Source organism: Stenotrophomonas sp. BIO128-Bstrain, assembly GCF_030128875.1.
Lineage (GTDB): Bacteria > Pseudomonadota > Gammaproteobacteria > Xanthomonadales > Xanthomonadaceae > Stenotrophomonas > Stenotrophomonas bentonitica_A.
This window is the reverse complement of sequence record NZ_CP124620.1, coordinates 705,396-728,055: the sequence shown is the minus strand read 5'-3', so window position 1 is coordinate 728,055 and position 22,660 is coordinate 705,396. Positions and strand designations below refer to the sequence as shown.

The 22,660-nt window shown below is 65.4% G+C and carries 19 protein-coding genes and 2 tRNA genes; 5 read left to right on the top strand and 16 right to left on the bottom strand.

What is annotated here, in order from left to right; all coding sequences use genetic code 11:
* Window positions 1-196: 196 nt before the first annotated feature.
* The 4 genes from rplT to thrS all read right to left on the bottom strand — a co-directional run bounded on the left by rplT (window position 197) and on the right by thrS (window position 3,733).
* Complete coding sequence (gene rplT, locus POS15_RS03110; RefSeq protein ID WP_017355264.1) at window positions 197-556, bottom strand: 50S ribosomal protein L20; 360 nt, start codon at window positions 554-556, stop codon at window positions 197-199.
* A 10-nt stretch (window positions 557-566) separates the two neighbouring features.
* Complete coding sequence (gene rpmI / locus POS15_RS03105; RefSeq protein ID WP_017355265.1) at window positions 567-764, bottom strand: 50S ribosomal protein L35; 198 nt, start codon at window positions 762-764, stop codon at window positions 567-569.
* A gap of 476 nt (window positions 765-1,240) precedes the next feature.
* On the bottom strand, window positions 1,241-1,780 hold the full coding sequence (gene infC, locus POS15_RS03100; protein WP_172838068.1) for a translation initiation factor IF-3: 540 nt from the start codon (window positions 1,778-1,780) through the stop codon (window positions 1,241-1,243).
* 48 nt (window positions 1,781-1,828) lie between these two features.
* The gene (thrS, locus tag POS15_RS03095) at window positions 1,829-3,733 is read right to left on the bottom strand and encodes a threonine--tRNA ligase (RefSeq protein ID WP_019182703.1); all 1,905 of its coding nucleotides are present in this window, start codon (window positions 3,731-3,733) and stop codon (window positions 1,829-1,831) included.
* A 409-nt stretch (window positions 3,734-4,142) separates the two neighbouring features.
* Between thrS and POS15_RS03090 the strand changes: the two genes are divergently transcribed.
* The 4 genes from POS15_RS03090 to POS15_RS03075 all read left to right on the top strand — a co-directional run bounded on the left by POS15_RS03090 (window position 4,143) and on the right by POS15_RS03075 (window position 7,466).
* Window positions 4,143-4,439, top strand: a complete 297-nt coding sequence (locus tag POS15_RS03090) for a hypothetical protein (protein WP_046273234.1) — start codon at window positions 4,143-4,145, stop codon at window positions 4,437-4,439.
* Window positions 4,439-4,702, top strand: a complete 264-nt coding sequence (locus POS15_RS03085) for a hypothetical protein (protein ID WP_019182701.1) — start codon at window positions 4,439-4,441, stop codon at window positions 4,700-4,702. The genes POS15_RS03090 and POS15_RS03085 overlap by 1 nt, the downstream gene beginning before the upstream one ends.
* A gap of 10 nt (window positions 4,703-4,712) precedes the next feature.
* Window positions 4,713-6,278, top strand: coding sequence for a PepSY-associated TM helix domain-containing protein (locus tag POS15_RS03080; RefSeq protein WP_019182700.1), 1,566 nt, complete (start codon window positions 4,713-4,715; stop codon window positions 6,276-6,278).
* Between the two features lie 108 nt (window positions 6,279-6,386).
* Complete coding sequence (locus POS15_RS03075) at window positions 6,387-7,466, top strand: serine hydrolase (protein ID WP_019182699.1); 1,080 nt, start codon at window positions 6,387-6,389, stop codon at window positions 7,464-7,466.
* Here POS15_RS03075 and POS15_RS03070 read toward each other — a convergent pair.
* Complete coding sequence (locus tag POS15_RS03070; protein WP_037553027.1) at window positions 7,435-9,033, bottom strand: winged helix-turn-helix transcriptional regulator; 1,599 nt, start codon at window positions 9,031-9,033, stop codon at window positions 7,435-7,437. The genes POS15_RS03075 and POS15_RS03070 overlap by 32 nt on opposite strands.
* A gap of 50 nt (window positions 9,034-9,083) precedes the next feature.
* The gene (locus POS15_RS03065) at window positions 9,084-10,268 is read right to left on the bottom strand and encodes a glycoside hydrolase family 18 protein (RefSeq protein ID WP_284128930.1); all 1,185 of its coding nucleotides are present in this window, start codon (window positions 10,266-10,268) and stop codon (window positions 9,084-9,086) included.
* 343 nt (window positions 10,269-10,611) lie between these two features.
* Here POS15_RS03065 and POS15_RS03060 point away from each other — a divergent pair, with 343 nt between their 5' ends.
* Entirely contained in the window at window positions 10,612-10,995 is a 384-nt protein-coding gene (locus POS15_RS03060; protein ID WP_216636719.1) for a VOC family protein, read from the top strand.
* A gap of 171 nt (window positions 10,996-11,166) precedes the next feature.
* Here POS15_RS03060 and pnp read toward each other — a convergent pair whose 3' ends face one another.
* The 10 genes from pnp to nuoN form a co-directional block, all read right to left on the bottom strand.
* Entirely contained in the window at window positions 11,167-13,278 is a 2,112-nt protein-coding gene (pnp, locus tag POS15_RS03055) for a polyribonucleotide nucleotidyltransferase (protein ID WP_019182695.1), read from the bottom strand.
* A 147-nt stretch (window positions 13,279-13,425) separates the two neighbouring features.
* A complete protein-coding gene (gene rpsO, locus POS15_RS03050) occupies window positions 13,426-13,686 on the bottom strand; it encodes a 30S ribosomal protein S15 (RefSeq protein WP_019182694.1) in 261 nt (86 codons plus the stop codon).
* Between the two features lie 173 nt (window positions 13,687-13,859).
* A complete protein-coding gene (gene truB, locus POS15_RS03045) occupies window positions 13,860-14,771 on the bottom strand; it encodes a tRNA pseudouridine(55) synthase TruB (RefSeq protein WP_019182693.1) in 912 nt (303 codons plus the stop codon).
* A 118-nt stretch (window positions 14,772-14,889) separates the two neighbouring features.
* Window positions 14,890-15,312 carry a 30S ribosome-binding factor RbfA gene (rbfA, locus tag POS15_RS03040; RefSeq protein WP_019182692.1) on the bottom strand — a complete coding sequence of 141 codons (423 nt, stop codon included), beginning with the start codon at window positions 15,310-15,312 and terminating at the stop codon, window positions 14,890-14,892.
* A 75-nt stretch (window positions 15,313-15,387) separates the two neighbouring features.
* Window positions 15,388-18,030 carry a translation initiation factor IF-2 gene (gene infB, locus POS15_RS03035; RefSeq protein ID WP_019182691.1) on the bottom strand — a complete coding sequence of 881 codons (2,643 nt, stop codon included), beginning with the start codon at window positions 18,028-18,030 and terminating at the stop codon, window positions 15,388-15,390.
* Window positions 18,031-18,125: 95 nt separating this feature from the next.
* A complete protein-coding gene (gene nusA, locus POS15_RS03030) occupies window positions 18,126-19,637 on the bottom strand; it encodes a transcription termination factor NusA (RefSeq protein WP_019182690.1) in 1,512 nt (503 codons plus the stop codon).
* A 4-nt stretch (window positions 19,638-19,641) separates the two neighbouring features.
* Complete coding sequence (gene rimP, locus POS15_RS03025) at window positions 19,642-20,232, bottom strand: ribosome maturation factor RimP (protein WP_019182689.1); 591 nt, start codon at window positions 20,230-20,232, stop codon at window positions 19,642-19,644.
* Between the two features lie 472 nt (window positions 20,233-20,704).
* Window positions 20,705-20,781, bottom strand: a tRNA-Met gene (locus POS15_RS03020).
* 217 nt (window positions 20,782-20,998) lie between these two features.
* Window positions 20,999-21,075 (bottom strand) — tRNA-Met (locus tag POS15_RS03015).
* Window positions 21,076-21,196: 121 nt separating this feature from the next.
* On the bottom strand, window positions 21,197-22,657 hold the full coding sequence (gene nuoN, locus POS15_RS03010; protein ID WP_046273236.1) for an NADH-quinone oxidoreductase subunit NuoN: 1,461 nt from the start codon (window positions 22,655-22,657) through the stop codon (window positions 21,197-21,199).
* Window positions 22,658-22,660 lie beyond the last annotated feature (3 nt).

Below are 22,660 nucleotides of genomic sequence, written 5' to 3'. Positions count from 1 at the left end.
GGATAGCCGGAGCCTCGCGTCGGTATGCCATCGCGATGCGCGTCGGGCCGACCCCCCGTCGCCAGCGCTGTCGATCGATGGCACCGGGAGGGCCACCGCCAACACAAAAAAGAATGGGGAAGGACTTGCGCCCTTCCCCATGCATTTGCCTTACCCACAGCCGTTGCGCGTGAACGGCAACGGCAGGGGAATGGACTTATGCCGCCAGTGCGCCCTTGGCCTTTTCGGCCAGTGCAGCAAAACCAGCTGCGTCGTGCACGGCGATGTCAGCCAGAACCTTACGGTCCAGGGTGATGCCGGACTTGAGCAGGCCGTTCATGAAACGGCTGTAGCTCAGGCCGTTGATGCGGGCAGCCGCGTTGATGCGGGTGATCCACAGCGAACGGAAATTGCGCTTCTTCTGCTTACGGCCGATGTAGGCGTACTGCTGTGCCTTGATCACGGCCTGCTTGGCAACGCGGAAGACCTTGCGGCGAGCGTTGTAGTAACCCTTCGCCAGGGTCAGAATTTTCTTGTGGCGGCGACGCGCCTGTACGCCACGCTTTACTCGTGCCATGGGTCAGTCCTCAGAGGTAGGGAAGCATACGGTTCAAACGGCCTGCGTCTTCTGCACGAACATGGTTCGTCTGACGCAGATTGCGCTTCCGCTTGGTCGACTTCTTCGTGAGGATGTGGCTGCGGTTGGCGTGGCCAGCCTTGAACTTGCCGGAGGCGGTCTTGCGGAAACGCTTGGCCGCCGCCCGGTTGGTCTTGATCTTGGGCATTGCTATGTCCTTGATGATGTTTTGTCACTGACCAGGGCGGTGGCATTGCCACACTTTCCGTCCGTGCCCTTGCCTGCTTGTAAGCCCGGGATCCCCGATGGGAACCAGGCCGGTCCTGTTTGCCGTTGGAACAGCGTGCCTTTGTGGGGCGGGAAACCGTTCAAAACAGCACCCCCGCAAAACGGGGCCGCCCATTATGCCCGTGTATACGGACAGTTGCAAACGCTTGATTGGGCGGGTGTTTACCGCGGCGCGGCCGAACCTGAACGGAACGGGCGCGAGCCCGGCGTGACGCCAGGCCGCGCGCGGGAAACGACAGAAGGCGCCGATGGGCGCCCGCTGCGTGGTGCACGGAGAAGTGCGGCCGGGGCTGGGCAGCCGACCAACGGTCGGCTCTACCTTTGCCGCGGTGGGCTGTCCAGCCGACCAACGGTCGGCTCTACTTCCCGCCGGTTCGGGCCAGGCCCGATGGCCGGTTACTTCTTCTTCGGCGCGATCATCATCACCATCTGCCGGCCTTCAAGGCGCGGACGGGACTCGATCACGATGTCTTCGCCCAGATCACCCTCGATCCGGCTGGCCATCTCGCGACCCAGTTCCTGATGGCTCATTTCACGGCCACGGAAGCGGATGTTGACCTTGATCTTGTCGCCCTCTTCCAGGAACCCGCGCATCTTGCGCAGCTTGATCTGGTAATCACCTTCATCGGTGACCGGGCGGAACTTCACTTCCTTGATCTCGACCTGCTTGGTCTTCTTCTTGGCCTCGTTGGCCTTCTTCTGCGCTTCGAACTTGAACTTGCCGAAGTCCATGATCTTGCACACCGGCGGATCAGCCTGCGGCTGAATCTCGACCAGGTCCAGACCTTCGTCTTCGGCCATCGACAGCGCTTCGTCACGCGTCAACACACCAATCATTTCTCCGTCGCTGCCGATCACGCGGACGCGCGGCACCCGGATTTCCTGATTCTTGCGGTTCTGTTTGTTGTCAGGGGTACTGATATTGCAATCTCCCAGAGGAATCAAACCGGCCCATCGCGGAGCATCCGCAGGGCCGGGACTTTCTTACACGGACTGTTCTGCCTGCAACCGCTCGATGAAGGCCTGGACGGACATGCTGCCCAGATCTTCGCCAGAGCGCGTACGCACGGCCACGGCGCCATTTTCCTTCTCACGGTCGCCAACCACCAGCAGGTACGGGACCCGCTGCAGCGTATGCTCGCGAATCTTATATCCGATCTTCTCGTTGCGCAAATCGGCGTTCACGCGGAACCCTTGATCTGCAAGGGTTTTCCTGACTTCACTGACGTATTCAGCCTGAGCGTCGGTGATATTGGCCACCACCACCTGGGTCGGGGCCAGCCAGGCCGGGAACTGGCCGGCATGGTGCTCGATCAGGATGCCCAGGAAACGCTCCATGGAACCGACGATCGCGCGGTGCAGCATGACCGGATGCTTCTTCTGGCTGTTTTCGTCCACATACTCGGCGCCAAGGCGGCCAGGCATCATGAAGTCGACCTGCATCGTGCCCAACTGCCAGGTACGGCCGATGGCATCCTTGAGGTGGTACTCGATCTTTGGGCCGTAGAAGGCGCCCTCGCCCGGCAGCTCCTGCCATTCCACCCCGCAGCTGGACAGGGCCGAGCGCAATGCGCCCTCCGCCTTGTCCCACGTGCTGTCATCGCCCAGGCGCGATTCGGGGCGCAGCGCGATCTTGACCTGGATCTCCTCGAAGCCGAAGTGCTGGTACACCGCCAGCGCCTGCTGGTGGAACGCGGTCACTTCCGCCTCGACCTGGTCTTCGGTGCAGAACACGTGGCCGTCGTCCTGGGTAAAGCCACGCACGCGCAGGATGCCGTGCAGCGCGCCGGAGGGCTCGTTGCGGTGGCAGGCACCAAACTCACCGTAGCGGATCGGCAGATCGCGGTAGCTGTGCAGCCCCTGGTTGAACACCTGCACGTGGCCCGGGCAGTTCATCGGCTTGAGCGCGTAGGTACGCTTCTCCGACTCGGTGAAGAACATCGCGTCCTGGTAGTTGTCCCAATGGCCGGACTTCTGCCACAGCGACACGTCCAGGATCTGCGGGCAGCGCACTTCGCCGTAGCCGGTATTGCGGTACACCTTGCGCATGTACTGCTCGACCACCTGCCACAGCGCCCAGCCCTTCGGGTGCCAGAACACCAGGCCCGGGGCCTCTTCCTGCAGGTGGAACAGGTCCTGCTGCTTGCCGATGCGACGGTGGTCGCGCATCTCCGCCTCTTCGATGCGCTTGATGTACGCATCGAGCTGCTTCTTGTCGGCCCAGGCGGTGCCGTAGACGCGCTGCAGCTGCTCGTTCTGCGCGTCGCCGCGCCAATAGGCGCCGGAAATGCGGGTCAGCTTGAAGGCCTTCAGGAAGCGCGTGTTGGGCACGTGCGGGCCGCGGCACATGTCCACGTATTCCTGGTGGTAGTACATGCCCATCGCCTGGATCTCCGGCGACATGTCTTCGATCAGGCGCAGCTTGTAGTCTTCGCCACGCGCCTTGAAGATCTCGATGACCTCCGCACGCGGGGTAACCTTCTTGATCACGTCGTAGTCCTGCGCGATCAGCTCAGCCATGCGCTTTTCGATGGCGGCCATGTCCTCGGGCGTGAACGGACGCTCGGAGTAGATGTCGTAGTAGAAGCCTTCGGCGATGACCGGGCCGATCACCATCTTGACGTCCGGGTACAGCTGCTTGACCGCATGACCAACCAGATGGGCGGCGGAGTGGCGGATGATCTCAACGCCCTCCTCGTCCTTGGCGGTGATGATGCGCAGGCTGGCATCGTGGTCGATGACGTCACTGGCATCGACCAGCACGCCATCCACCGAACCGGCGATGGTGGCCTTGGCTAGGCCGGCGCCGATCGACTGGGCGACGTCCATGACACTGACGGGATGTTCGAATTCACGGCGGCTGCCGTCGGGGAGCGTGATCGCGATCATGAGAGTGCTTTGGTCTGGTGGCCCGCAGGGGGCCTGGAGAATCCGGGGGCGAGGCAATAAAAAAGCGCCACGAAGGCGCCTGCGTCAGGGGCCGTCGGGGGCGTTCAGCGGTGGGCGGTGGTAGTGCTCATGTCACACGCTAGACCGGCGCAGGGCGCGGGCCACCTTGTTGCCTCGATAGAGATGCCCTGATCTTAAACCAATCTGCCGATGAATGCGCCGCCGCGCGCCGGCGTGCCCCCCCGCCCAGGCGCCTGAATGTGTACGTGTGGCGCCCATAAACGGCAATGATTACCATGCGCGGGTTACTGTCCTGACCAGGACAGGGTTGCCGATTGGATTCCCCCATGCCCTGCCCCGCTTCCTTCCCGGCCTGCCGCGCCCTGCCGCGTGCGCTGGCGGCCACCCGATGATCACGGTCGCCCTGACCTCGCTTGGCTTCTGCAGCCTGGCGCTGGCCGGCTCGGCGTTCTCGGCGCTGGCGCTGTATGCCGCCTCGCCGCACTGCCGCTGGCCGCGCCTGCGCCGGGCCGGCCGCCTGGGCCGGCAGATCAGCCTGATCGCCGCGGTGGCGGCGCTCTGGCTGTGGATCGCCAATCTGGGCATCGCCACCGGCGTGGTGGTGATGCTGTGCAGCTGGATGCTGGTGGCGATCGCGCTGCCCCTGCTCGCCGCCTGGCACCGGCCGGCGCAGGTGACACGCTGATGTGGGCACGGGCCGGCGCCGGCGTCCTGGCGGGGTTCTTCGTGGCCGCCGCGGCGACCGGGCTGATCGCCTGGCTGCCGCCGGGGCCGTGGCAGAACGCGCTGGTACCCAGCCTGATCGCGTTCATCCCGCTGTGGATGCTGGCTGCGATCTGGGCCTTCAGCTTCCGCACCGGGCTGCGGGCGTGGGCCGTGATGAGTGCCACCGCCGTGGCCGGGTTCGGCCTGCTGTGGCTGCTGCGCCTGACCGGCGCGGTGCAATGAGAGCGATGCGATGAAGTTCAGTTCCCAGACCCTGCGTACCTTCACCACCGTGCACACGTGGGTCGGCCTGGTCGCCGGCTTCGCGCTGTTCGTCGCGTTCTACGCCGGCGCGCTGACCCTGTTCCACCACGATCTGCCGCTGTGGCAGACCCCGCATGCGGTGGACACGCCGGCCGCGAGCCTGGACGACGCGCAACGCCTGCTCGATGGCGTGCTCGAACGCCACCTGGCCGCGCGTGCCCACGTCGGCATGACCTTCCCCGGTGGCGATCACCCGCAGCCGATCGCGTATTGGCAGGATGCCAAGGGCACCTGGCTGTACGCGTGGCTGGACCATTACGACGGCAGTGTCACGCCCCCGCAGACCGGGCTGGCGGAGCTGGTCAACGAGCTGCATTACAGCCTCGGCCTGCCGGTCGCGGGCACCTACCTGATGGGCATCGTCAGCCTGCTGTATGGCGTGGCCCTGCTCAGCGGGCTGGTCATCCACCTGCCCAGACTGCTGGGCGATCTGTTCGCGCTGCGCCCGGGCCGCAACCTCAAGCAGATGTGGCAGGACGCGCACAACGTGATCGGCGTACTCAGCCTGCCCTTCCACCTGATGTTCGCGGTGACCGGCGCACTGCTCTGCCTGATCTTCCTGCAGATGGCGGCGCTCAATCCGCTGATCTTCGACGGCAAGTTGCTGCAGGCGGTGCCGGCAGCGATGGACACCGCGCCGATACGCGAGCCCAGCGGCCAGCCAGGCGATGAAACCAACCTGCGCATGCTGCATGCCCGCGCCATCGAGGTGGCCCGGGCGCAGGGCGTGGCTGATTTCGAGCCGGCCTTCCTCAAGCTCGCCCATGCCGGCGATGCCAACGCCACGATCGAGATCACCGGCGAATCCGGCGGCACCCTGGGGCCGCTCGGCGCGGTCGGCCTGGATGCGGCCAGCGGCCGCCTGCTGAGCAGCCAGTTGCCTGGCCAACGCGATGCCAACCACGCCACCCTGAGTGCCGCCTATGCGCTGCATTTCGGTGAATTCGGCAATGGCGTAGTGGTGTGGCTGTACTTCCTGCTCGGCCTGGGCGGCGCCTTCCTGTTCTACTCCGGCAACCTGCTGTGGATCGAATCGCGGCGCAAGCGACGCCAGGTCGAACAAGGTCGCGCGCAGATCAACATGGCCCGCGCGACCGTGGGGGTATGCATCGGGTTGTGCGTGGCGATCTCGGCCAGCTTCGTCGGCGCACAGATCCTGGAGCAGGTCGCGCCGCAGGCGGTGGACCACGGCATCCGCTGGATCTGTTTCGTCACCTGGGGCGTCTGCGCCCTGTGGGCGGCGCTGCGTCGCCCCGACCAGGCGGCCCGTGAGCTGCTGTGGGCGGCCGCGATCAGCACCGCGCTGGTAGCGGTAATGCATGGCGCCCTGACCGGCTTCTGGCCGTGGGCGAGCGCGGCACGGGGCTACTGGCCGCTGTTCTGGGTGGACGCGGTGGCGCTGGCACTGGCCTTTGGTTTTGCCACCCTGGCGCGTGCGAGCCTGCGCCGGGCACGGCATGGTGATCCGAACAGCGTCTGGAGTGCACCACGCTGATCGCCTCGAAGGCTTGCTGCGGCGGGCCTTCAGAATTCTTCAGCCGGGTTTCCAGCACTTCAGACCGCCCCATGGCGTAGTCGGCCCTCATCTCGAGGAGCCTTGCCCATGCACCCCTGTCGCCCCCGTTTTTCCGCCGCGCTGATCTTCGCCCTGGCGGTTGTCCTGCCACCGACCGCACTGGCCGGGCCCACCCAGTTGGACGCAGCCCGGATCACCGCGCTGGAGTCGGCGATCGCCACCCAGGACATCAAGCAAGTCACCAGCATCGTGTTGCTGGTGGACGGCCAGGTGGCGTACGAGGGCTACTTCAACGGCGGCTCGGCGGACACCCTCAACGACGTGCGCTCGGCCAGCAAGAGTGTCACCGCGATGCTGGTCGGCGCCGCCATCGGCGACGGCTCCCTGCCCGGCGTGCAGGCCCGCGTGTACGACTACTTCCCGGCGTTCACGGCCCACCATCCGGTCGACCCGCGACTGCGCGCCACCACCGTGGAAGACCTGCTCACCATGAGCACGCTGTGGGAATGTGATGACGAAAACGCGTTCTCGGCCGGCCACGAGGAACGCATGTACGTGACCGAGCACTGGCTGGACTTCGTGCTGTCGCTGCCGGTCAAGGGCTTCGCACCGTGGATGACGCGCCCGGAAGACAGCCCGCACGGTCGCGCGCATGCCTACTGCACGGCCAATTCCTTCGTGCTCGGCGCGGTGCTGGAACAGGCCACGAAGCAGCCCTTGGCCGACTACGCCGCGCAGGCGCTGGAACGACCGCTGGGGATCACGACGAGCAGATGGAACCGCTCCCCGGAAGGCATCGGCATGGGCGGCGGCGGGACGCGCTACCGTAGCCGGGACCTCGCGCGGCTGGGCGAGCTGGTGCTCGCCGAGGGGCGCTGGCAGGGCAAGCAGCTGATCCCGGCGCGCTATGTCCGCGCGATGGTCAGCGCCCAGGCCACCACCGGTGATGGCAGCGACTACGGCTATCAGTGGTGGGGGCTGAAGCTTCCGGTCGATGGGCACGAAACCACGATCTGGACCATGTCCGGCAACGGCGGCAACTACGTGTTCGTGATACCCGGCAAGAAGCTGGTCGCGGTGATCACCAGCCAGGCCTACAACCGCAGCTACGCCCACCCGCAGTCGCGCCGCATCCTTACCGAGTTCCTGCTGCCCGCGCTGCGCTGAGGCCATCGAGGTCTGTTGGCCGCCATGGGGCGGCCAACACCCGGGCGCGCTGGGCGGATACGTCTGTCTCGATCGTGTCGAGCAGTTCCTGCCAGCCGGCCGCACCGTGCAGCGGCGCAAACAAAGGGGTGGCGCGCAACCACGCCGCATCGCGGAAGCCGGCGTTCACCGCGTGATGCAGGGCCACCAGCGCAGCGGCCTCATCGCCCTGGGCCTGCAGCAACATCGCACGCTCCAGCGCGGTGTCGGACCAGCCATCATCGCCTTGCCCTTCCAGCATCTGCAGGCGCTCGGCGATCCAGGTCGGGGCAGGCGCCGGATCGCCATAGAGGCCGGCCAGGGTCTGCCCCATCGACTGCTGCGGGCGCAATGCCCGGCTCTGCTCGAAGGCTTCGGCGGCGCCCTTCCGATTCCCGCTCAACAACAGCATCTCGCCCTGCAGGCGCAGCAACTGCGGATGTGGCGTCCCGCGAGCCAGTGCCTGATCCAGCGCCTGCTGTGCTTTGGCCGACTCCCCCATTGCCAACAGGCTGTGCGGCCAGGCGATGTTGGCGAACACATTGTCCGGATAGAGCTGGAAGTTGTGCGCGTGCCGGCGAGCGGCCGCATCGGTGAACCCCAACAGCTCCAGTTCGCGTGCGACCTGTACGTCGCGGAACCGAACCCGCTCGGGCGCGCGCAGCGACAGGTTGTCCTGCAGGGCCTGCGCGAGGTCGCCTTTTTCCTGCTGCAGATAGGCCAGCGATGCGCGCGTGCGCTCGTCACCCGCGTCGCGCCGCAGTGCCTGCCGGTAGTCCGCCATGGCGTGCGACATCGCACCGAGGCAGTCGTGGGCATAGCCGCGTGCGGCCCAGCCGGCGGCATCTTCCGGCGCCTTGAGCACCAGCTGGCTGCTCAACACCAGCGCCTCCTGCGCACGCTCGCGCGCGCCGTTGAACAAGCAGGCATCGGCCGCCAGCGCTCGGGCGAGTCCACGCCGTGCGATAAGCGATTCAGGGTCGATCTGCAGCGCCTGGCGGTACAACGCGATCGCCCGTTCGTTGTTGCTGGCCTGGCCGATACCCGCGTAATAGGCGGCGCGCTGCAGCACCGCCTCCGCTGGCGACGCCGGTGCGCTGGCGGGACGTACCAAGGCGAACACGACGGCAGCAGCGGCGACCGTTACCCCAGCCAGCCAGACCCACCGTGCGGGTGCGCGCGCGCCGGGTGCGACGGGAGCGCCCTCCGTGCTGGCGCTGGCAACGGCATCACGCATCACCGGCTGCGGCGAGGCGCACAACTGGTAGCCACGGCCACGAACCGAGCGGATGTAGCGCGGCCGGCGGCCGTCATCGCCCAGCGCCTGCCGGAGCAGCTTCACCCGCTGGCTGATCGCATCCTCGCCGACCACCGCCGGTGCCCAGACCTGATCGGCGAGCGTGTCGAAATCGACGACGGCGTTGCCGTGGGCCAGCAGGCAGTCCAGCAGCCGCCAACTCAGCCCGCCGACCGGCAATACCTGATCCCCTCGCCGCACCTGCTGGGCAGGGCGGTCGATGTGCAGATCCAGCAGGCGGACGGTCTCCATGGCGGCAAGCATAGGGCACGCCGCGTGCGTGGCGGCGGCCTTCGGCGCGCTTACTTCGCAGGTTCCCGGAACGGTGCCACCATGGCCTTGAGCAGGCTGCCCTGCGCGTCGTCACCGGTCAGCTCCCACATGAAGACGCCGCGCAGACCGCTGTCCTTGGCGAAGCTGGCGCGCAGACCGATCGAGGTAGGATCCTCATAGCTGACGAAGACCTTCCCGGTGGCGTTGTACAGCCACGGCGTCTGCGCGACCGGGTGCCAGTGCCGCTCCCAGCCGGGCTGGCCGAGCATGCTGGCCTGGATCTGCCGCCAGTCGCCGGCCGGATGCGGCGCGCTGTAGTGCTGGTAGAGGCCCTGGTTGGCATCGCTCTCCAGCTGGAAGCCACGGCCGTAGAACGGCACGCCGAGCACCAGCTTGTCTTTCGGCACACCGTGCTGCTCGTAGTAGGCCACCGCCCCGGCCACGCTGTTCCAGCGTTTCAGTTCCGGCGACAGCGGATCCTCCGGCACCGCGTGCAGCGGCGCGTTGAAGGTGGACACCGCCGAGAAGCCGGTGCCCATGTCGTAGCTCATCAGGTTGATGAAATCGAGCGTGCGGCCGAGCTCCTTGAGTTCATAGCTGCGGGCCGGATCATACGGGCCATCTGTCTGCACGCGGCCGGCGGGCAGCGCGGCGGTGACCAGCCGGTGCTGGCCGTCTTTCTTGTCCAGCGCATCGAGCTGGCGGCGGAACTCGCGCACCAGGAGGGTCATGTTGCGGCGATCTTCCGGGCGGTCGGTGATCTGGGTCGGGCCGCCATATACCGGGAACTCCCAATCGATGTCCACGCCATCGAAGCTGCCGCGATGGCGCTCGAAGAACGTCGCCACGCAGGAGGCCACGAAGCGTTCGCGGCTTTCCGCGGTCAGCGCCGCATCGGAGAACCCGCCTGCGTTCCAGCCGCCGATCGAGATCAGGGTGTGCAGCGTCGGATGCGCACGCTTGAGCGCGGCCAGTGCCCTGAAATGCGCATCGGCCTGCGGCGCGACCAGGCATTGACCTTGGTCGATGGTGGCGAACGCATAGAACAGATGGGTGAGCGTATCGGCCGGAATGGTCTCCACTGGGTAGCGGTCTGCCGCCCCCCCCGGGTAGTACGCGCCGATCACCTTGGGCAACGACTCCATGGCGGAGGCGGCCTGCGGCATCACGCTGGCGATCAGAACGGCCAGGACAGCGACGGTTGGACGGAACATGGGATCTCCCGGGGCGAAGGCGAAGCCACGTTAGCAGCGTGCTGTGGTGCGCGGGCGCTTTGCGCGGTGATGTCCTGCGAATCCGTCCAGCGGACACTGACGGCTGACGCACGCAGGCCTGGCGGCTGTCCACAGGCCGTGCGGCAACACCCGGTACGCGCCACGGACGCGTCACTCGAAGTCGCCGCCCGCAGCGGACGACCGCGCGGTCTGTCCTGCTCTGCCGCGCCGCCCGCCCGTATGCCTGCATGCCTGACGGCGACAGGTGTTCACCCCCGCCTTGCGTCATCGGTTTTACAGTTCAGCGATAGTGACTGCCTGCTGCGTGACACCGATGACCGACCTGCATATCGACCGATTGGACCACCTGGTCCTGACCGTGGCGGATGTCGCCGCGACCTGTGAGTTCTACCACCGCGTGCTGGGCATGGAGGTGGATACCTTCGGCGAGGGACGCAAGGCGCTGCGCTTCGGCCTGCAGAAGATCAACCTGCATGCGCACGGCAACGAATTCGACCCCAAGGCCGAACGGCCGACACCGGGCTCGGCGGACCTGTGCCTGATCACCTACGCGACCATGGACGAGATCCTGGCGCACCTGCAGGCGCAGGGCGTGACCGTCGAAGAAGGACCGGTCCAGCGGACGGGTGCGACCGGACCGATCCTGTCGGTGTATTTCCGCGATCCGGACCGGAATCTGATCGAGGTATCGCGCTATCTGGCGTAATGCGCCCCACCCAACGGCAGTCATGCGTGGCATGGCATGGCACTCCACCGCGAACCGGCGCTGTTGGTTGGACATGCGGGCACAAAAAAAGCGGGCCGAAGCCCGCTTTTTTTGTCTGCGAAAGCGTGAGGACCAACGGTCCTCACCTACCCTCCGATCGGCGTGGGCCGATCACTCGGCGGCAGCGGCGCCTTCGCCTTCTTCGACGGCCTTCATCGACAGGCGGATACGGCCCTGCTTGTCGACTTCCAGGACCTTGACCTTGACCACATCGCCTTCCTTCAGCACGTCGCCGACCTTCTCGACGCGGTCGCTGGAGATCTGCGACACGTGGACCAGGCCGTCCTTGCCCGGCAGGATCGTGACGAACGCACCGAAGTCCATGATCTTGGCGACCTTGCCTTCGTAGATGCGGCCCGGCTCGACGTCCGAGGTGATCTGCTCGATGCGGGCCTTGGCAGCCTGCGCAGCGATGGCGTTGACCGAGGCGATGACGATGGTGCCGTCATCCTGGATGTCGATCTGGGTGCCGGTTTCCTTGGTGATGGCCTGGATGGTGGAACCACCCTTGCCGATCACTTCGCGGATCTTGTCCGGGTGGATCTTGATGGTCAGCAGGCGCGGCGCGTAGTCCGACAGCTCTTCGCGCGGGGCGGTCAGGCCGTGGGCCATTTCACCCAGGATGTGCAGACGGCCAGCCTTGGCCTGCTGCAGTGCCTGCTTCATGATCTCTTCGGTGATGCCTTCGATCTTGATGTCCATCTGCAGGGCGGAGATGCCCTCAGCAGTACCGGCCACCTTGAAGTCCATGTCGCCCAGGTGATCTTCGTCACCCAGGATGTCGGACAGGACGACGAAGCGATCGCCTTCCTTGACCAGACCCATGGCGATACCGGCCACCGGCGACTTGACCGGCACGCCGGCGTCCATCAGGGCCAGCGAGGAACCGCAGACCGAGGCCATCGACGAGGAGCCGTTGGATTCGGTGATTTCCGAGACCACGCGGATGGTGTACGGGAACGCTTCCAGCGACGGCATCACTGCCAGCACGCCGCGCTTGGCGAGGCGGCCGTGGCCGATTTCGCGACGCTTCGGGCCCATCATGCGGCCGGTCTCACCCACCGAGTAGGGGGGGAAGTTGTAATGGAAGAGGAAGTTTTCCTTGTACTCACCGGCAACGGCATCGATGACCTGGCCATCACGGGCGGTGCCCAGGGTGATGGTCACGATGGCCTGCGTTTCACCGCGGGTGAACAGCGAGGAACCGTGGGTACGCGGCAGGATGCCGGTCTTCACCGAGATCGGGCGGACGGTGTCCAGCGCACGGCCGTCGATGCGGACCTTGGTGTCGAGCACCGAGTTGCGCATGGTGCTGTATTCCAGCTCGCCGAATTCCTTCGACAGTTCGGCCGGGTTCCAGCCGTCAGCGGCCACACGGCCTGCCAGCGACTCGGTCACGTCCTTCTTGATCGCCGAGATGGCGTCACGGCGCTGCAGCTTGTCGCGCACCTGGAAGGCTTCGCCCAGGCGCGGGCCGATGGCTTCCTGCAGGGCGCTGATCAGCGCGGTGTTCTTGGCCGGGGCTTCCCAGGTCGACGGCTTGGTGCCGGCTTCCACGGTCAGCTCGTTGATCGCGTTGATGACCTTCTGCATTTCGCGGTGACCGAAGGTCACAGCGCCCAGCATCACGTCTTCGGACAGCAGCGCGGCTTCGGATTCCACCATCAGCACGGCGTTGGCGGTACCGGCGACAACCAGTTCCAGCTCCGAATCCTTCAGTTCGGTCACGGTCGGGTTGAGGATGTACTCACCGTTCTTGTAACCCACCTTGGCGGCGGCGATCGGACCCTTGAACGGGGTGCCGGCCAGCGACAGCGCGGCCGAGGCGCCGATCAGGGCAGCGATGTCGCCATCGATGTCCGGGTTCAGCGACATCACCGTGGCGATGATCTGAACTTCGTTCTTGTAGTCTTCCGGGAACAGCGGACGGATCGGGCGATCGATCAGGCGCGAAATCAGCGTCTCTTTTTCGGTCGCGCGGCCTTCGCGCTTGAAGAAACCGCCCGGGATACGGCCACCGGCGTAGAACTTCTCCTGATAGTCGCAGGTCAGGGGGAAGAAGTCCTGGCCCTCACGCGCGCTCTTGGCGGCAACGGCGGAGACCAGCAGCACGGTGTCGTCGAACTTGACGATGACGGCACCGCCGGCCTGACGGGCGATTTCGCCGGTTTCAAGCGTGACGGTGTGCTTGCCGTACTGGAAGGTTTTGGTGATTTTTGCCACGGGGGTTTCCTTGGATGATGCTTTCTTCAATGGACCGCGGGCGACCCTTGCCGCCGACGGGTGACCGGTTGTCCGGCCCAGGCGTTTATTGCGGTACTACCAAAACAAAACCGCGGCGCATTCCTGCGCCGCGGTGGGGGTTCGTGCTTAGCGACGCAGGCCGAGCTTTTCGATCAGGGCCTTGTAACGCGGAGCGTCTTTCTTCTTCAGGTAGTCGAGCAGGCTGCGGCGACGGTTGACCATCTGCAGCAGACCACGACGGCTGTGGTGATCCTTCTTGTGGGTCTTGAAGTGGCCGGTCAGCAGTTCGATGCGGGCGGTCAGCAGGGCGACCTGGACTTCCGGGGAGCCGGTGTCAGCCGCGCTGCGCTTGTTTTCTTCAATGACCTTCTGGGTGTCGATCGACATATCAGTTTTCTCTTGGATGCGTGGCCCGCAGAAACGTCAGGTTGACGTACCGCGCGACTCGCCGTTAACGAAAGGATGAACCCGCAGAACGCGGGAAGCCTGAAAAGGCCGCGAAATTGTAACGTCAGCGGCCGTCCGGGACAAGGACCGGGGTGGTGCCCGGCCGGGGCCGGTCAGAGGTTGAACAGGCGCTGCGGGGCCAGCAGACCGGTCTCGTCGACCTGCCCCAGGCCCTGGATCGCCTCGCCCGGCCCGAACACGACCACCCCACCCTGCGGCCAGCCAGCATCGCGGATGCGCTGGCCCACGCGGAAGCGAGGGGTCTGCTCCTCGTTCAGCGTGACCCGGGGGTAATGCGCCAGACCCGCGTCCAGCGGCAGCAGCAGGGCCTCCATGCCGGCCTCATCGCCCTGCTCGGCCAGGCCGCGCAGGGTCTCCAGGGTGACCATCGGCGCGTCACGGAAGGGATCCACCCACAGCCGGCGCAGGCCGGCGATATGGGCGCCGCAGCCCAGGGTCTCGCCCAGATCGCGGGCCAGGCTGCGGATGTAAGTGCCTGAACCGCAGGTCACCCGCAGCGACAGACGGGTCGGCTGCTGGTCCAGCACCTCCAAGGCGTGGACCTCCACGTCGCGTTCGGGAGCCTCGATCGCCTCACCGCGGCGCGCCTTCAGATACAGCGGCTCGCCGCCCTGCTTGAGCGCGGAGTAGATCGGAGCGCGCTGGCGGATGCGACCGCGCAGCGGTGCCAGGGCAGCCTCCAGCTCGGCCGCGCTGATGGCCGGCACCGGCCGCTCGCGCAGTACCGCGCCATCGGAATCATCGGTATCGGTGGTCTGGCCCAGCACCACCTCGGCGTCATAGGCCTTGGCCGAGCCGAGCAGCAGGCCGGCGATCTTGGTGGCTTCACCAAAGCACAGTGGCAGCAGGCCAGTCGCCAGCGGATCCAGGCTGCCGGTGTGGCCGCCCTTCTCGGCGCGGTACAGACGGCGTGCCACCTGCAAGGCTGCGTTGGAGCTCATGCCGGTCGGCTTGTCGAGCAGCAGGATGCCATCCAGGCGACGGAACGAAATTCGGGGTGCCATGCATTCAATTCAAATCGGCGCCGTGTGGCGCTGCCGGTCAATCCGGCCTCCGGCGGAGCGGTCGCACTGCGACAGGCCCCACCCCATAAGACAACAGCCCTTGCGGGCTGTTGGTCCATCAGGCGTTCTTTTCGCCTTCGTCGGCAGCATCGTCGCCACCGTCGTCATCGCCCTGCCGGCTCTTCTCTGCCGCCAGCGTATCGGGCAGATCGCGCAGGATGTTGTCGATGCGCTCGCCGCGATCCACCGAATCATCGTAGTGGAAGTGCAGTTCGGGCACGTGGCGCAGCTTCATCGCACGCGCCAGCTCCATGCGCAGGCCCCAGGCCAGTTCCTTCAGGCCCTTCATCGCTTCCACCGAACGTTCGGGCATCAGCGCCGTGACGAAGATCTTGGCATGCGCCATGTCACGGGTGATTTCCACGTCGGAGACGCTCACCGAAGGCAGGCCGTGTTCACGCACTGCGTTGTGCACGAGTGTTCCCAGTTCACGGCGGATCTGGGCGGAAACACGGTCGGTTCGATGGAAGGTCTTTGGCACGGTAGGCGGACTCGTCTTGAAGGGTGATGCGAAAGCGAAAAAGCCGGACCGCGAGATGCGGTCCGGCCTGGAACATTACAGGGTGCGCGGCACTTCGATACGCTCGAAGCACTCGATCTGGTCACCCGGCTTGACGTCGTTGTAAGCCTTCACGCCGATACCGCATTCGGTACCGTTGCGGACTTCCTCGACGTTCTCCTTGAAGCGACGCAGCGATTCCAGCTCGCCTTCGAAGACCACGACGCTGTCGCGCAGGACGCGGATCGGCTTGCTGCGCTTCACCGTACCTTCGATGATCATGCAGCCTGCGACCGCACCGAACTTCGAGCTGCGGAACACATCGCGGACCTGGGCGATACCGATGATCTCTTCGCGGATTTCCACGCCGAGCAGACCGGAGGCCACCTGCTTCACCTGATCGATCACGTCATAGATGATCGAGAAGTAACGCAGGTCCACACCGTTGGACTCGATGATGCGACGCGCGGAGGCGTCGGCACGCACGTTGAAGCCGATCACGGTGGCCTTGGAGGCAACCGCCGAGTTGGCGTCCGACTCGGTGATGCCGCCCACGCCGGAGTGGATCACGTTGATGCGGATGTCGTCGTTGGACAGCGCGACCAGTGCCTGGCTCAGCGCCTGCACCGAACCCTGCACGTCGGCCTTGATCACCAGGTTCAGCACCTGCTGGCCATCGCCCTTGCCCAGGGTCGCCATGATGTCTTCCATGCGGCTGCCAGCGGACTGCACCAGGCGCGATTCACGGCGCTTGGTTTCGCGCTGCTGCGCGACGTCCTTGGCCAGACGCTCGTCTTCGACCACGACGAAGTCATCGCCGGCATCCGGCACGCCGGACAGACCCAGCACCTGCACCGGAATCGACGGGCCAGCCTGGTCGGGCTGTGCGCCGGTTTCGTCGAACAGGGCGCGCACGCGGCCGTACTGGATACCGCAGACCAGGTAATCGCCCTTCTTCAGCGAACCCTGCTGCACCAGCACGGTGGCGATCGGGCCACGGCCCTTGTCCAGCGAGGACTCGATGACCACGCCGCTGGCGCGGCCGTCGGCCACGGCCTTCAGCTCCAGCAGTTCGGCCTGGATCGAGATCGCGTCCAGCAGGTCGTCGATGCCCAGGCCGGCCTTGGCCGAGATCTCGACCATCTGGGTATCGCCACCGAAGTCTTCGGACACGACCTGCTCGGTGAGCAGCTCGTTCTTGACGCGCATCGGATCGGCGCCGGACTTGTCGATCTTGTTGATCGCCACGATCAGCGGCACACCCGCCGAACGGGCGTGCTGGATGGCTTCCTTGGTCTGCGGCATGACGCCGTCATCGGCCGCCACCACCAGCACCACGATGTCGGTCAGCTTGGCACCGCGGGCACGCATGGACGTAAACGCCGCGTGGCCCGGGGTATCCAGGAAGCTGATCACGCCCTTCGGCGTTTCAACGTGGTACGCACCGATGTGCTGGGTGATGCCACCGGCTTCGCCCGTGGCGACCTTGGTGCGGCGGATGTAATCCAGCAGCGAGGTCTTGCCGTGATCGACGTGGCCCATGATGGTGACCACCGGCGGACGTGCCACCGGCTCGCCCTGGTTGCCACCGGCCAGCGCCAGCAGCGCGTCTTCGGCGTCGTTGGTGTTGGCACGGATCACGTTGTGGCCGAGTTCTTCGGTCACCAGCGCGGCGGTGTCGTGGTCGATGGTCTGGGTGATGGTCGCCATGACGCCCATCTTGAACAGCGCCTTGACCACATCGCCGCCCTTGACGGCCAGCTTCTGGGCCAGATCGGCGACGGTGATGGTGTCGCCGATGGTGACGTCACGCACGATCGGAGCGACCGGACGTTCGAAGCCATGGGCACCACCGCCGCTGCGCGACTGGTTGCTGTCACGGCGGCTGCCGTGCTGCACGCGCCCGGTCGGACGACCGCGCGAGTTGCTGTTGTTGCCGCGGCGGGCACGATCGGCGGCCGACAGATGCAGCTGACCGGCAAAGCGGTTGCCACCATCGTCGTCGCGCTTGGCGCCCGGACGGTTGTTGTTGTTGTTCGAGTTGCGATCGTCCGAACGCGGCGCCGGACGGGCAGCCGACGGTGCCGCCGGGCGCGCATTGCGCGCCGGTGCATCGGCAGCAGCCGGCTTGGCGGCAACCGGGGCCGGGGCCGGCGGTGCGTTCTTGGCCGCTTCGGCAGCGGCTTCAGCCGCCTTGCGCTCGGCTTCGGCACGTTCCTTGGCGTCGATTTCTTCCTGACGCTTGCGGGCGATCTCTTCATCGCGCGCACGGTCCTTCTCGGCCAGTGCGCGCTGCTCGTCCAGATTGCGCTGGCGGGATTCCTCCAGCTTGCGCAGGATGTCGGCGCGCTCCTCATCCGCGGTCATCGGCTTGCCGCTGGCGTCCTTCATGTAGGTACGCTTCTGGCGCACTTCCACGTTGACGGTGGTCTTGCTGCGGCCGGCACTGACGGTCACTTCCTGCAACTTGCGACGGTTCAGGGTGATCTTCTTGGCGGCTTCGTCGGTGCTCTCGACGGGCTGCTCGGTCTTGCCGTGCGAGCGACGAAGGAAGCCCAGGAGCTTCACCTTCTCGGTACTGGTCACGACCTGGTCGGGACCGCTGAACTTCATGCCGGCTTCGGCAAGTTGTACGAGCAGTTTATCGACCGGGGTATTGACCAGTTCGGCAAGCTTGCGGATGGTGGTTTGCTGCGACATTCGGATCCTATGATCTGGTTGGCGCTCCCTCGAAACGTGCGAAGGCAGCGCGGAGTCTAAGCCCTGAGCGGGTCAGGGCACTGTTCATCGCTGGCTCATTCGCCGCGCTCCAGGCGGGCGATCTCCTCGGCTCGGGCGGCAAGGATCAGGGCGGCGGCGCGCTCCTGGTCCATGTCCTCGATGCCGAACTCGAGGATCTCGTCGGCGGCCAGGTCCGACAGGTCCTCACTGGTACGCACGCCGTGACCGGCCAGGGCGTAGGCGGTTGCCTCGTCCATGCCTTCCAGGGCGAGCAGGTCTTCCGACGGCGAGCCGTCTTCCAGACCTTCTTCCACCGCCAGCGCTTCGTTGAGCAGCGCATCGCGGGCACGGGCACGCAGCTCTTCGACGATGTCTTCGTCGAAGCCTTCCACGGCCAGCAGTTCGCCGACCGGGACGTAGGCGATTTCTTCCACGGTGTTGAAGCCTTCGGTCACCAGGATGGCGGCGATTTCCTCATCCACTTCCAGCTTGTCCATGAACAGCTGGCGGGCAACGCCCTGCTCTGCCTCGGACTTGGCGGTCACCTGGTCCTGGGTCATCACATTGAGCTGCCAACCGGTCAGGCGGCTGGCAAGACGGACGTTCTGGCCGCCCTTGCCGATCGCCTGGGCCAGGCGTTCTTCTGCCACGGCCAGGTCCATCGAGTGCTTTTCTTCATCGACGATGATCGACTGCACTTCCGCCGGCGCCATCGCATTGATGACGAAGTTGGCCGGGTTCTCGTTCCACAGCACGATGTCCACGCGCTCGCCGTTGAGCTCGTTGGACACGGCCTGCACGCGCGAACCGCGCATGCCGATGCAGGCACCGATCGGATCGGTACGCGAATCGTGGGCCAGCACGGCGATCTTGGCGCGGTCGCCCGGATCACGTGCGCAGGCCTTGATCTCGACCAGGCCCTGGCCGACTTCCGGCACTTCGAGCTTGAACAGTTCGATCATGAATTCCGGGGCGGCGCGGCTGATGAACAGCTGCGGGCCACGCGGTTCCGAACGGACTTCGGCCAGGTAACCGCGCACGCGGTCGCCAGCGCGCAGCACGTCGCGCGGAATGCCCTTGTCCTTCGGAATGAAGGCCTCGGCGTTGCCGCCCAGGTCCACATAGATGTTGCCGCGCTCGGCGCGCTTGACCACACCGGTGACCAGTTCGCCAACGCGATCCTTCCACGCATCGACCACCTGCTGACGCTCGGCCTCGCGCACGCGCTGGACGATCACCTGCTTGGCGGCCTGCGCGGCGATACGGCCGAAGTCCGGGTTTTCGATCTGCTCTTCGATGAAATCGCCGACTTCCACGCCGTCGGCTTCATCGATGGCGTCCATCAGACGGATCTGGCGGTCCGGAGACTCCATGACCACGTCATCGGCCACCACTTCCCAGCGGCGGAAGGTTTCGTAGTTGCCGTCCTTGTGGTCGATCGACACACGGGCCAGCACTTCTTCTTCCGGGTAACGCTTTTTGGCAGCCGAAGCCAACGCTGCCTCGATGGCATCGAAGATGACTTCGCGCGGGACGCCTTTTTCGTTGGCGACCGCATCCACTACCAGCAAAAGTTCCTTGCTCATTGGCTCACTCCGCGCGCGGCTTTTTGGCCGCCGGCTCGTTGGATGGTTTCTTGTTCGCCTTGCCACCCTGTTTGGGTGCCGGGCCAGTCGGTTTGGTCGGAGCCAGGCCGAGGGCGGCCCAGTCCGGCATGATGCGTGCCTTGTCGATGTTTTCGATGTCGGCGGTGAACGGAGCATTGTCGACCTTGAAGGTCACCGTGCCCTGTTCGATATCCACGGCGAGGATCTCGCCCTGCAGACGGCGGCGGCCGTCCTGCGGCAGGCTGAGCGTCACCTTGGCCGATTCGCCGATGGCGCGCTGGAACTGCTCACCGGTGAACAGCGGGCGGTCCACGCCCGGCGAAGACACTTCCAGCGTGTAGTTCGCCGTGATCGGGTCTTCGACGTCCAGCTGGGCGGACACTTCGCGGCTGACGCGCTCGCAGTCGTCGATGTTGACGATACGCTCGGGCTGTTCGGCCAGCGGCACGTCGATGTACAGGCGCAGCGTGGCACCACCCGGGGCGGTCAGATATTCCACGCCCAGCAGCTCGAGACCCAGCGACTGAACGGTGGGGGCGAGCAGATTCGCGATTTCGGTTGCCTTGTCGCTCACAGTCGGCCTTGATTCGTTGAAAAGAAATACGGTCTGGTCCATGGCTTGGACCACCTTCCGGAAACAACAAAGGGCCCGTTGGGCCCCTGTCCGGTACAACTCCGGTCATGCTGGATTCCGGTGCAGATGCGCACGTGGTGCGAATCTGCGAGCCCAGCGTTCCGGGGGGTCACGGCGGCCTGGGTACAGGTTGCCGTTCCTGGAAGCCGGTCGCGGGGCCTGTTCATATCCCTTGAGGGGATAGGAAAAGACAGTCCGCTAAGCCACTGATGATAGCCGTTGCACCGCGCTGGTGCAATGGTTGGGGTGGCCTCTGGTGTCCCTGTTCGGAAAGCTGAACAGCCAAGCTGTGACCCTCGTCGTGGGCAGCGGCGCGGGCAGGTCCGCAGAAGGCGCCGTGACCCAACGAGAAAAGCGACCTCGTTACCGAGATCGCCTTTTCGTCTACTGCATCTGCACTGCAGATTTTCTGTGGTAGCGGGGGCAGGATTTGAACCTGCGACCTTCGGGTTATGAGCCCGACGAGCTGCCAGACTGCTCCACCCCGCAGCAGAAGCGGAATTGTAAGGGAGTTTTCATTCCCGTGCAACCCCATGTTGAAACGAATACCTCGCATCGAGGAACGGCAGCCGGGGGACGGTTTCCTCCCCTGCCCAGGAGAGCAGCCGACCAACGGTCGGCTCTACCGGGCCTGGAACGAAAAAAGCGACACCGTTTCCGGTATCGCTTGATTCGTCCACTGCCTCCGGTTTGCACCGGAGCTATATGGTAGCGGGGGCAGGATTTGAACCTGCGACCTTCGGGTTATGAGCCCGACGAGCTGCCAGACTGCTCCACCCCGCAGCAGAAGCGGATGAGTGCGGAAGGCCCGGGGGACTTCCTAGCAACGATCTTCTGGCGAAACCGCTGCATCAACAACTCAGGAGATGAATATTACACGAGTTGCGCACGTTTGTATCGTTTTTTACGAAATTTGTGCAAATGCCTGCTGGCACCACACCATGATCGGGTTCCACGCCACGCCCAGGGCCAGCAGCGCCAGCGCGTTCACGCCCAGCACCACGCCCAGCACGCGGTCGTTGTTGGCCGGCAGCGGCTCGCCCACCGGCTCATCGAAGTACATGACCTTGATGACGCGCAGGTAGTAGAAGCAGCCGATCACGGCGCAGATCACGCCGACCATGGCCAGCCACAGCATGTCGCCCTGGATCGCCGCGCCGAGGACGGCCAGCTTGGTCCAGAAGCCCAGGAACGGCGGGATGCCTGCCAGCGACGCCATGATGCACAGCACCAGGCCGGCCATCCACGGGTTGCGGGCGTTGAGGCCCTTGAAGTCTTCGATCTTCTCGGCTTCAAAGCCATTGCGCGACAGCGCGATGATCGCGCCGAACGCGGCCGTGGACATGATCGCGTAGCTCAGGGCGTAGAACAGCGCCGCCGAGTAGCCACGCTCGCCACCGCCGGCCATGCCCATCAGCAGGAAGCCGATGTGCGAGACGGTCGAGAAGGCCAGCATGCGCTTCAGGTTGGTCTGCGCGATCGCCATCAGGTTGCCGATCACCAGCGACAGTGCGGCCAGCCCACCGATCAGGTACTTCCACTCGTCGGCCAGCGGACCCACGCCCATCTCCAGCAGGCGGTAGGCCATGCCGAACGCGGCCAGCTTCGGGGCCGAGCTGATGAACAGCGCGACCGGTGCCGGGGCACCCTGGTACACGTCGGGAAGCCACATGTGGAACGGGGCGGCACCCAGCTTGAAGGCCACGCCGGCGATCATGAACACCGCGCCGGTCAGCAGCAGCATCTTCTCTTCGGTGTGCGGAATGGCAGCGTTGATCGCATCCAGATGCAGCGAGCCGGTGGCGCCGTAGATCAGCGACATGCCGTACAGCAGCAGGCCCGAGGCCAGCGAACCCAGCACGATGTACTTCATCGCCGCTTCCGAGGCCAGGCCGTTTTCACGGTTGCTGGCGACCAGTGCGTAGGAGCACAGCGCCAGCAGTTCCAGGCCGAGGTAGACCATCAGCAGGCTGCCGGCCGAGACCAGGATCATCATGCCTGCGGTGGCGAACAGGATCAGCACCGGGATCTCGCCCTGGTACAGCTTGCGCTCGCGCAGGTAGCTCCAGCCGTAGATCAGGGTCAGGCCGCTGCACAGCACGATCACGGTCTTCATCACATCGGCCGCGTTGTCGCGGACGAACATGCCGTGGAAGACCTCGCCCTGCCCGCCCACTCCGGTGGCGAGCATGAAGAACACGACCGCCAGCGCAGCGATCGAGAACAGGTGGGTCCAGATCTTGTTCTTCTCACTGATGAAAAGATCAAGCATCAACAGGGCGAACGCACTGCCGACCAGCACCAGCTCGGGAGCGAGCGGCGGGAGGTCAGCGGCGGTCAGTGGCAACAGCGGCGAGGTGGTCATCAT

Bases quoted from the DNA above. Each gene is read 5' to 3' on its own strand.
- truB (WP_019182693.1), bottom strand. From the start codon at position 14,771: ATGGCACCCCGAATTTCGTTCCGTCGCCTGGATGGCATCCTGCTGCTC.
- rpsO (WP_019182694.1), bottom strand. From the start codon at position 13,686: ATGTCGATCGACACCCAGAAGGTCATTGAAGAAAACAAGCGCAGCGCG.
- nuoN (WP_046273236.1), bottom strand. From the start codon at position 22,657: ATGACCACCTCGCCGCTGTTGCCACTGACCGCCGCTGACCTCCCGCCG.
- nusA (WP_019182690.1), bottom strand. From the start codon at position 19,637: ATGAGCAAGGAACTTTTGCTGGTAGTGGATGCGGTCGCCAACGAAAAA.
- POS15_RS03085 (WP_019182701.1), top strand. From the start codon at position 4,439: ATGTGGGCACGGGCCGGCGCCGGCGTCCTGGCGGGGTTCTTCGTGGCC.
- infB (WP_019182691.1), bottom strand. From the start codon at position 18,030: ATGTCGCAGCAAACCACCATCCGCAAGCTTGCCGAACTGGTCAATACC.
- POS15_RS03065 (WP_284128930.1), bottom strand. From the start codon at position 10,268: ATGTTCCGTCCAACCGTCGCTGTCCTGGCCGTTCTGATCGCCAGCGTG.
- thrS (WP_019182703.1), bottom strand. From the start codon at position 3,733: ATGATCGCGATCACGCTCCCCGACGGCAGCCGCCGTGAATTCGAACAT.
- POS15_RS03070 (WP_037553027.1), bottom strand. From the start codon at position 9,033: ATGGAGACCGTCCGCCTGCTGGATCTGCACATCGACCGCCCTGCCCAG.
- POS15_RS03075 (WP_019182699.1), top strand. From the start codon at position 6,387: ATGCACCCCTGTCGCCCCCGTTTTTCCGCCGCGCTGATCTTCGCCCTG.
- POS15_RS03090 (WP_046273234.1), top strand. From the start codon at position 4,143: ATGATCACGGTCGCCCTGACCTCGCTTGGCTTCTGCAGCCTGGCGCTG.
- rplT (WP_017355264.1), bottom strand. From the start codon at position 556: ATGGCACGAGTAAAGCGTGGCGTACAGGCGCGTCGCCGCCACAAGAAA.
- POS15_RS03080 (WP_019182700.1), top strand. From the start codon at position 4,713: ATGAAGTTCAGTTCCCAGACCCTGCGTACCTTCACCACCGTGCACACG.
- rpmI (WP_017355265.1), bottom strand. From the start codon at position 764: ATGCCCAAGATCAAGACCAACCGGGCGGCGGCCAAGCGTTTCCGCAAG.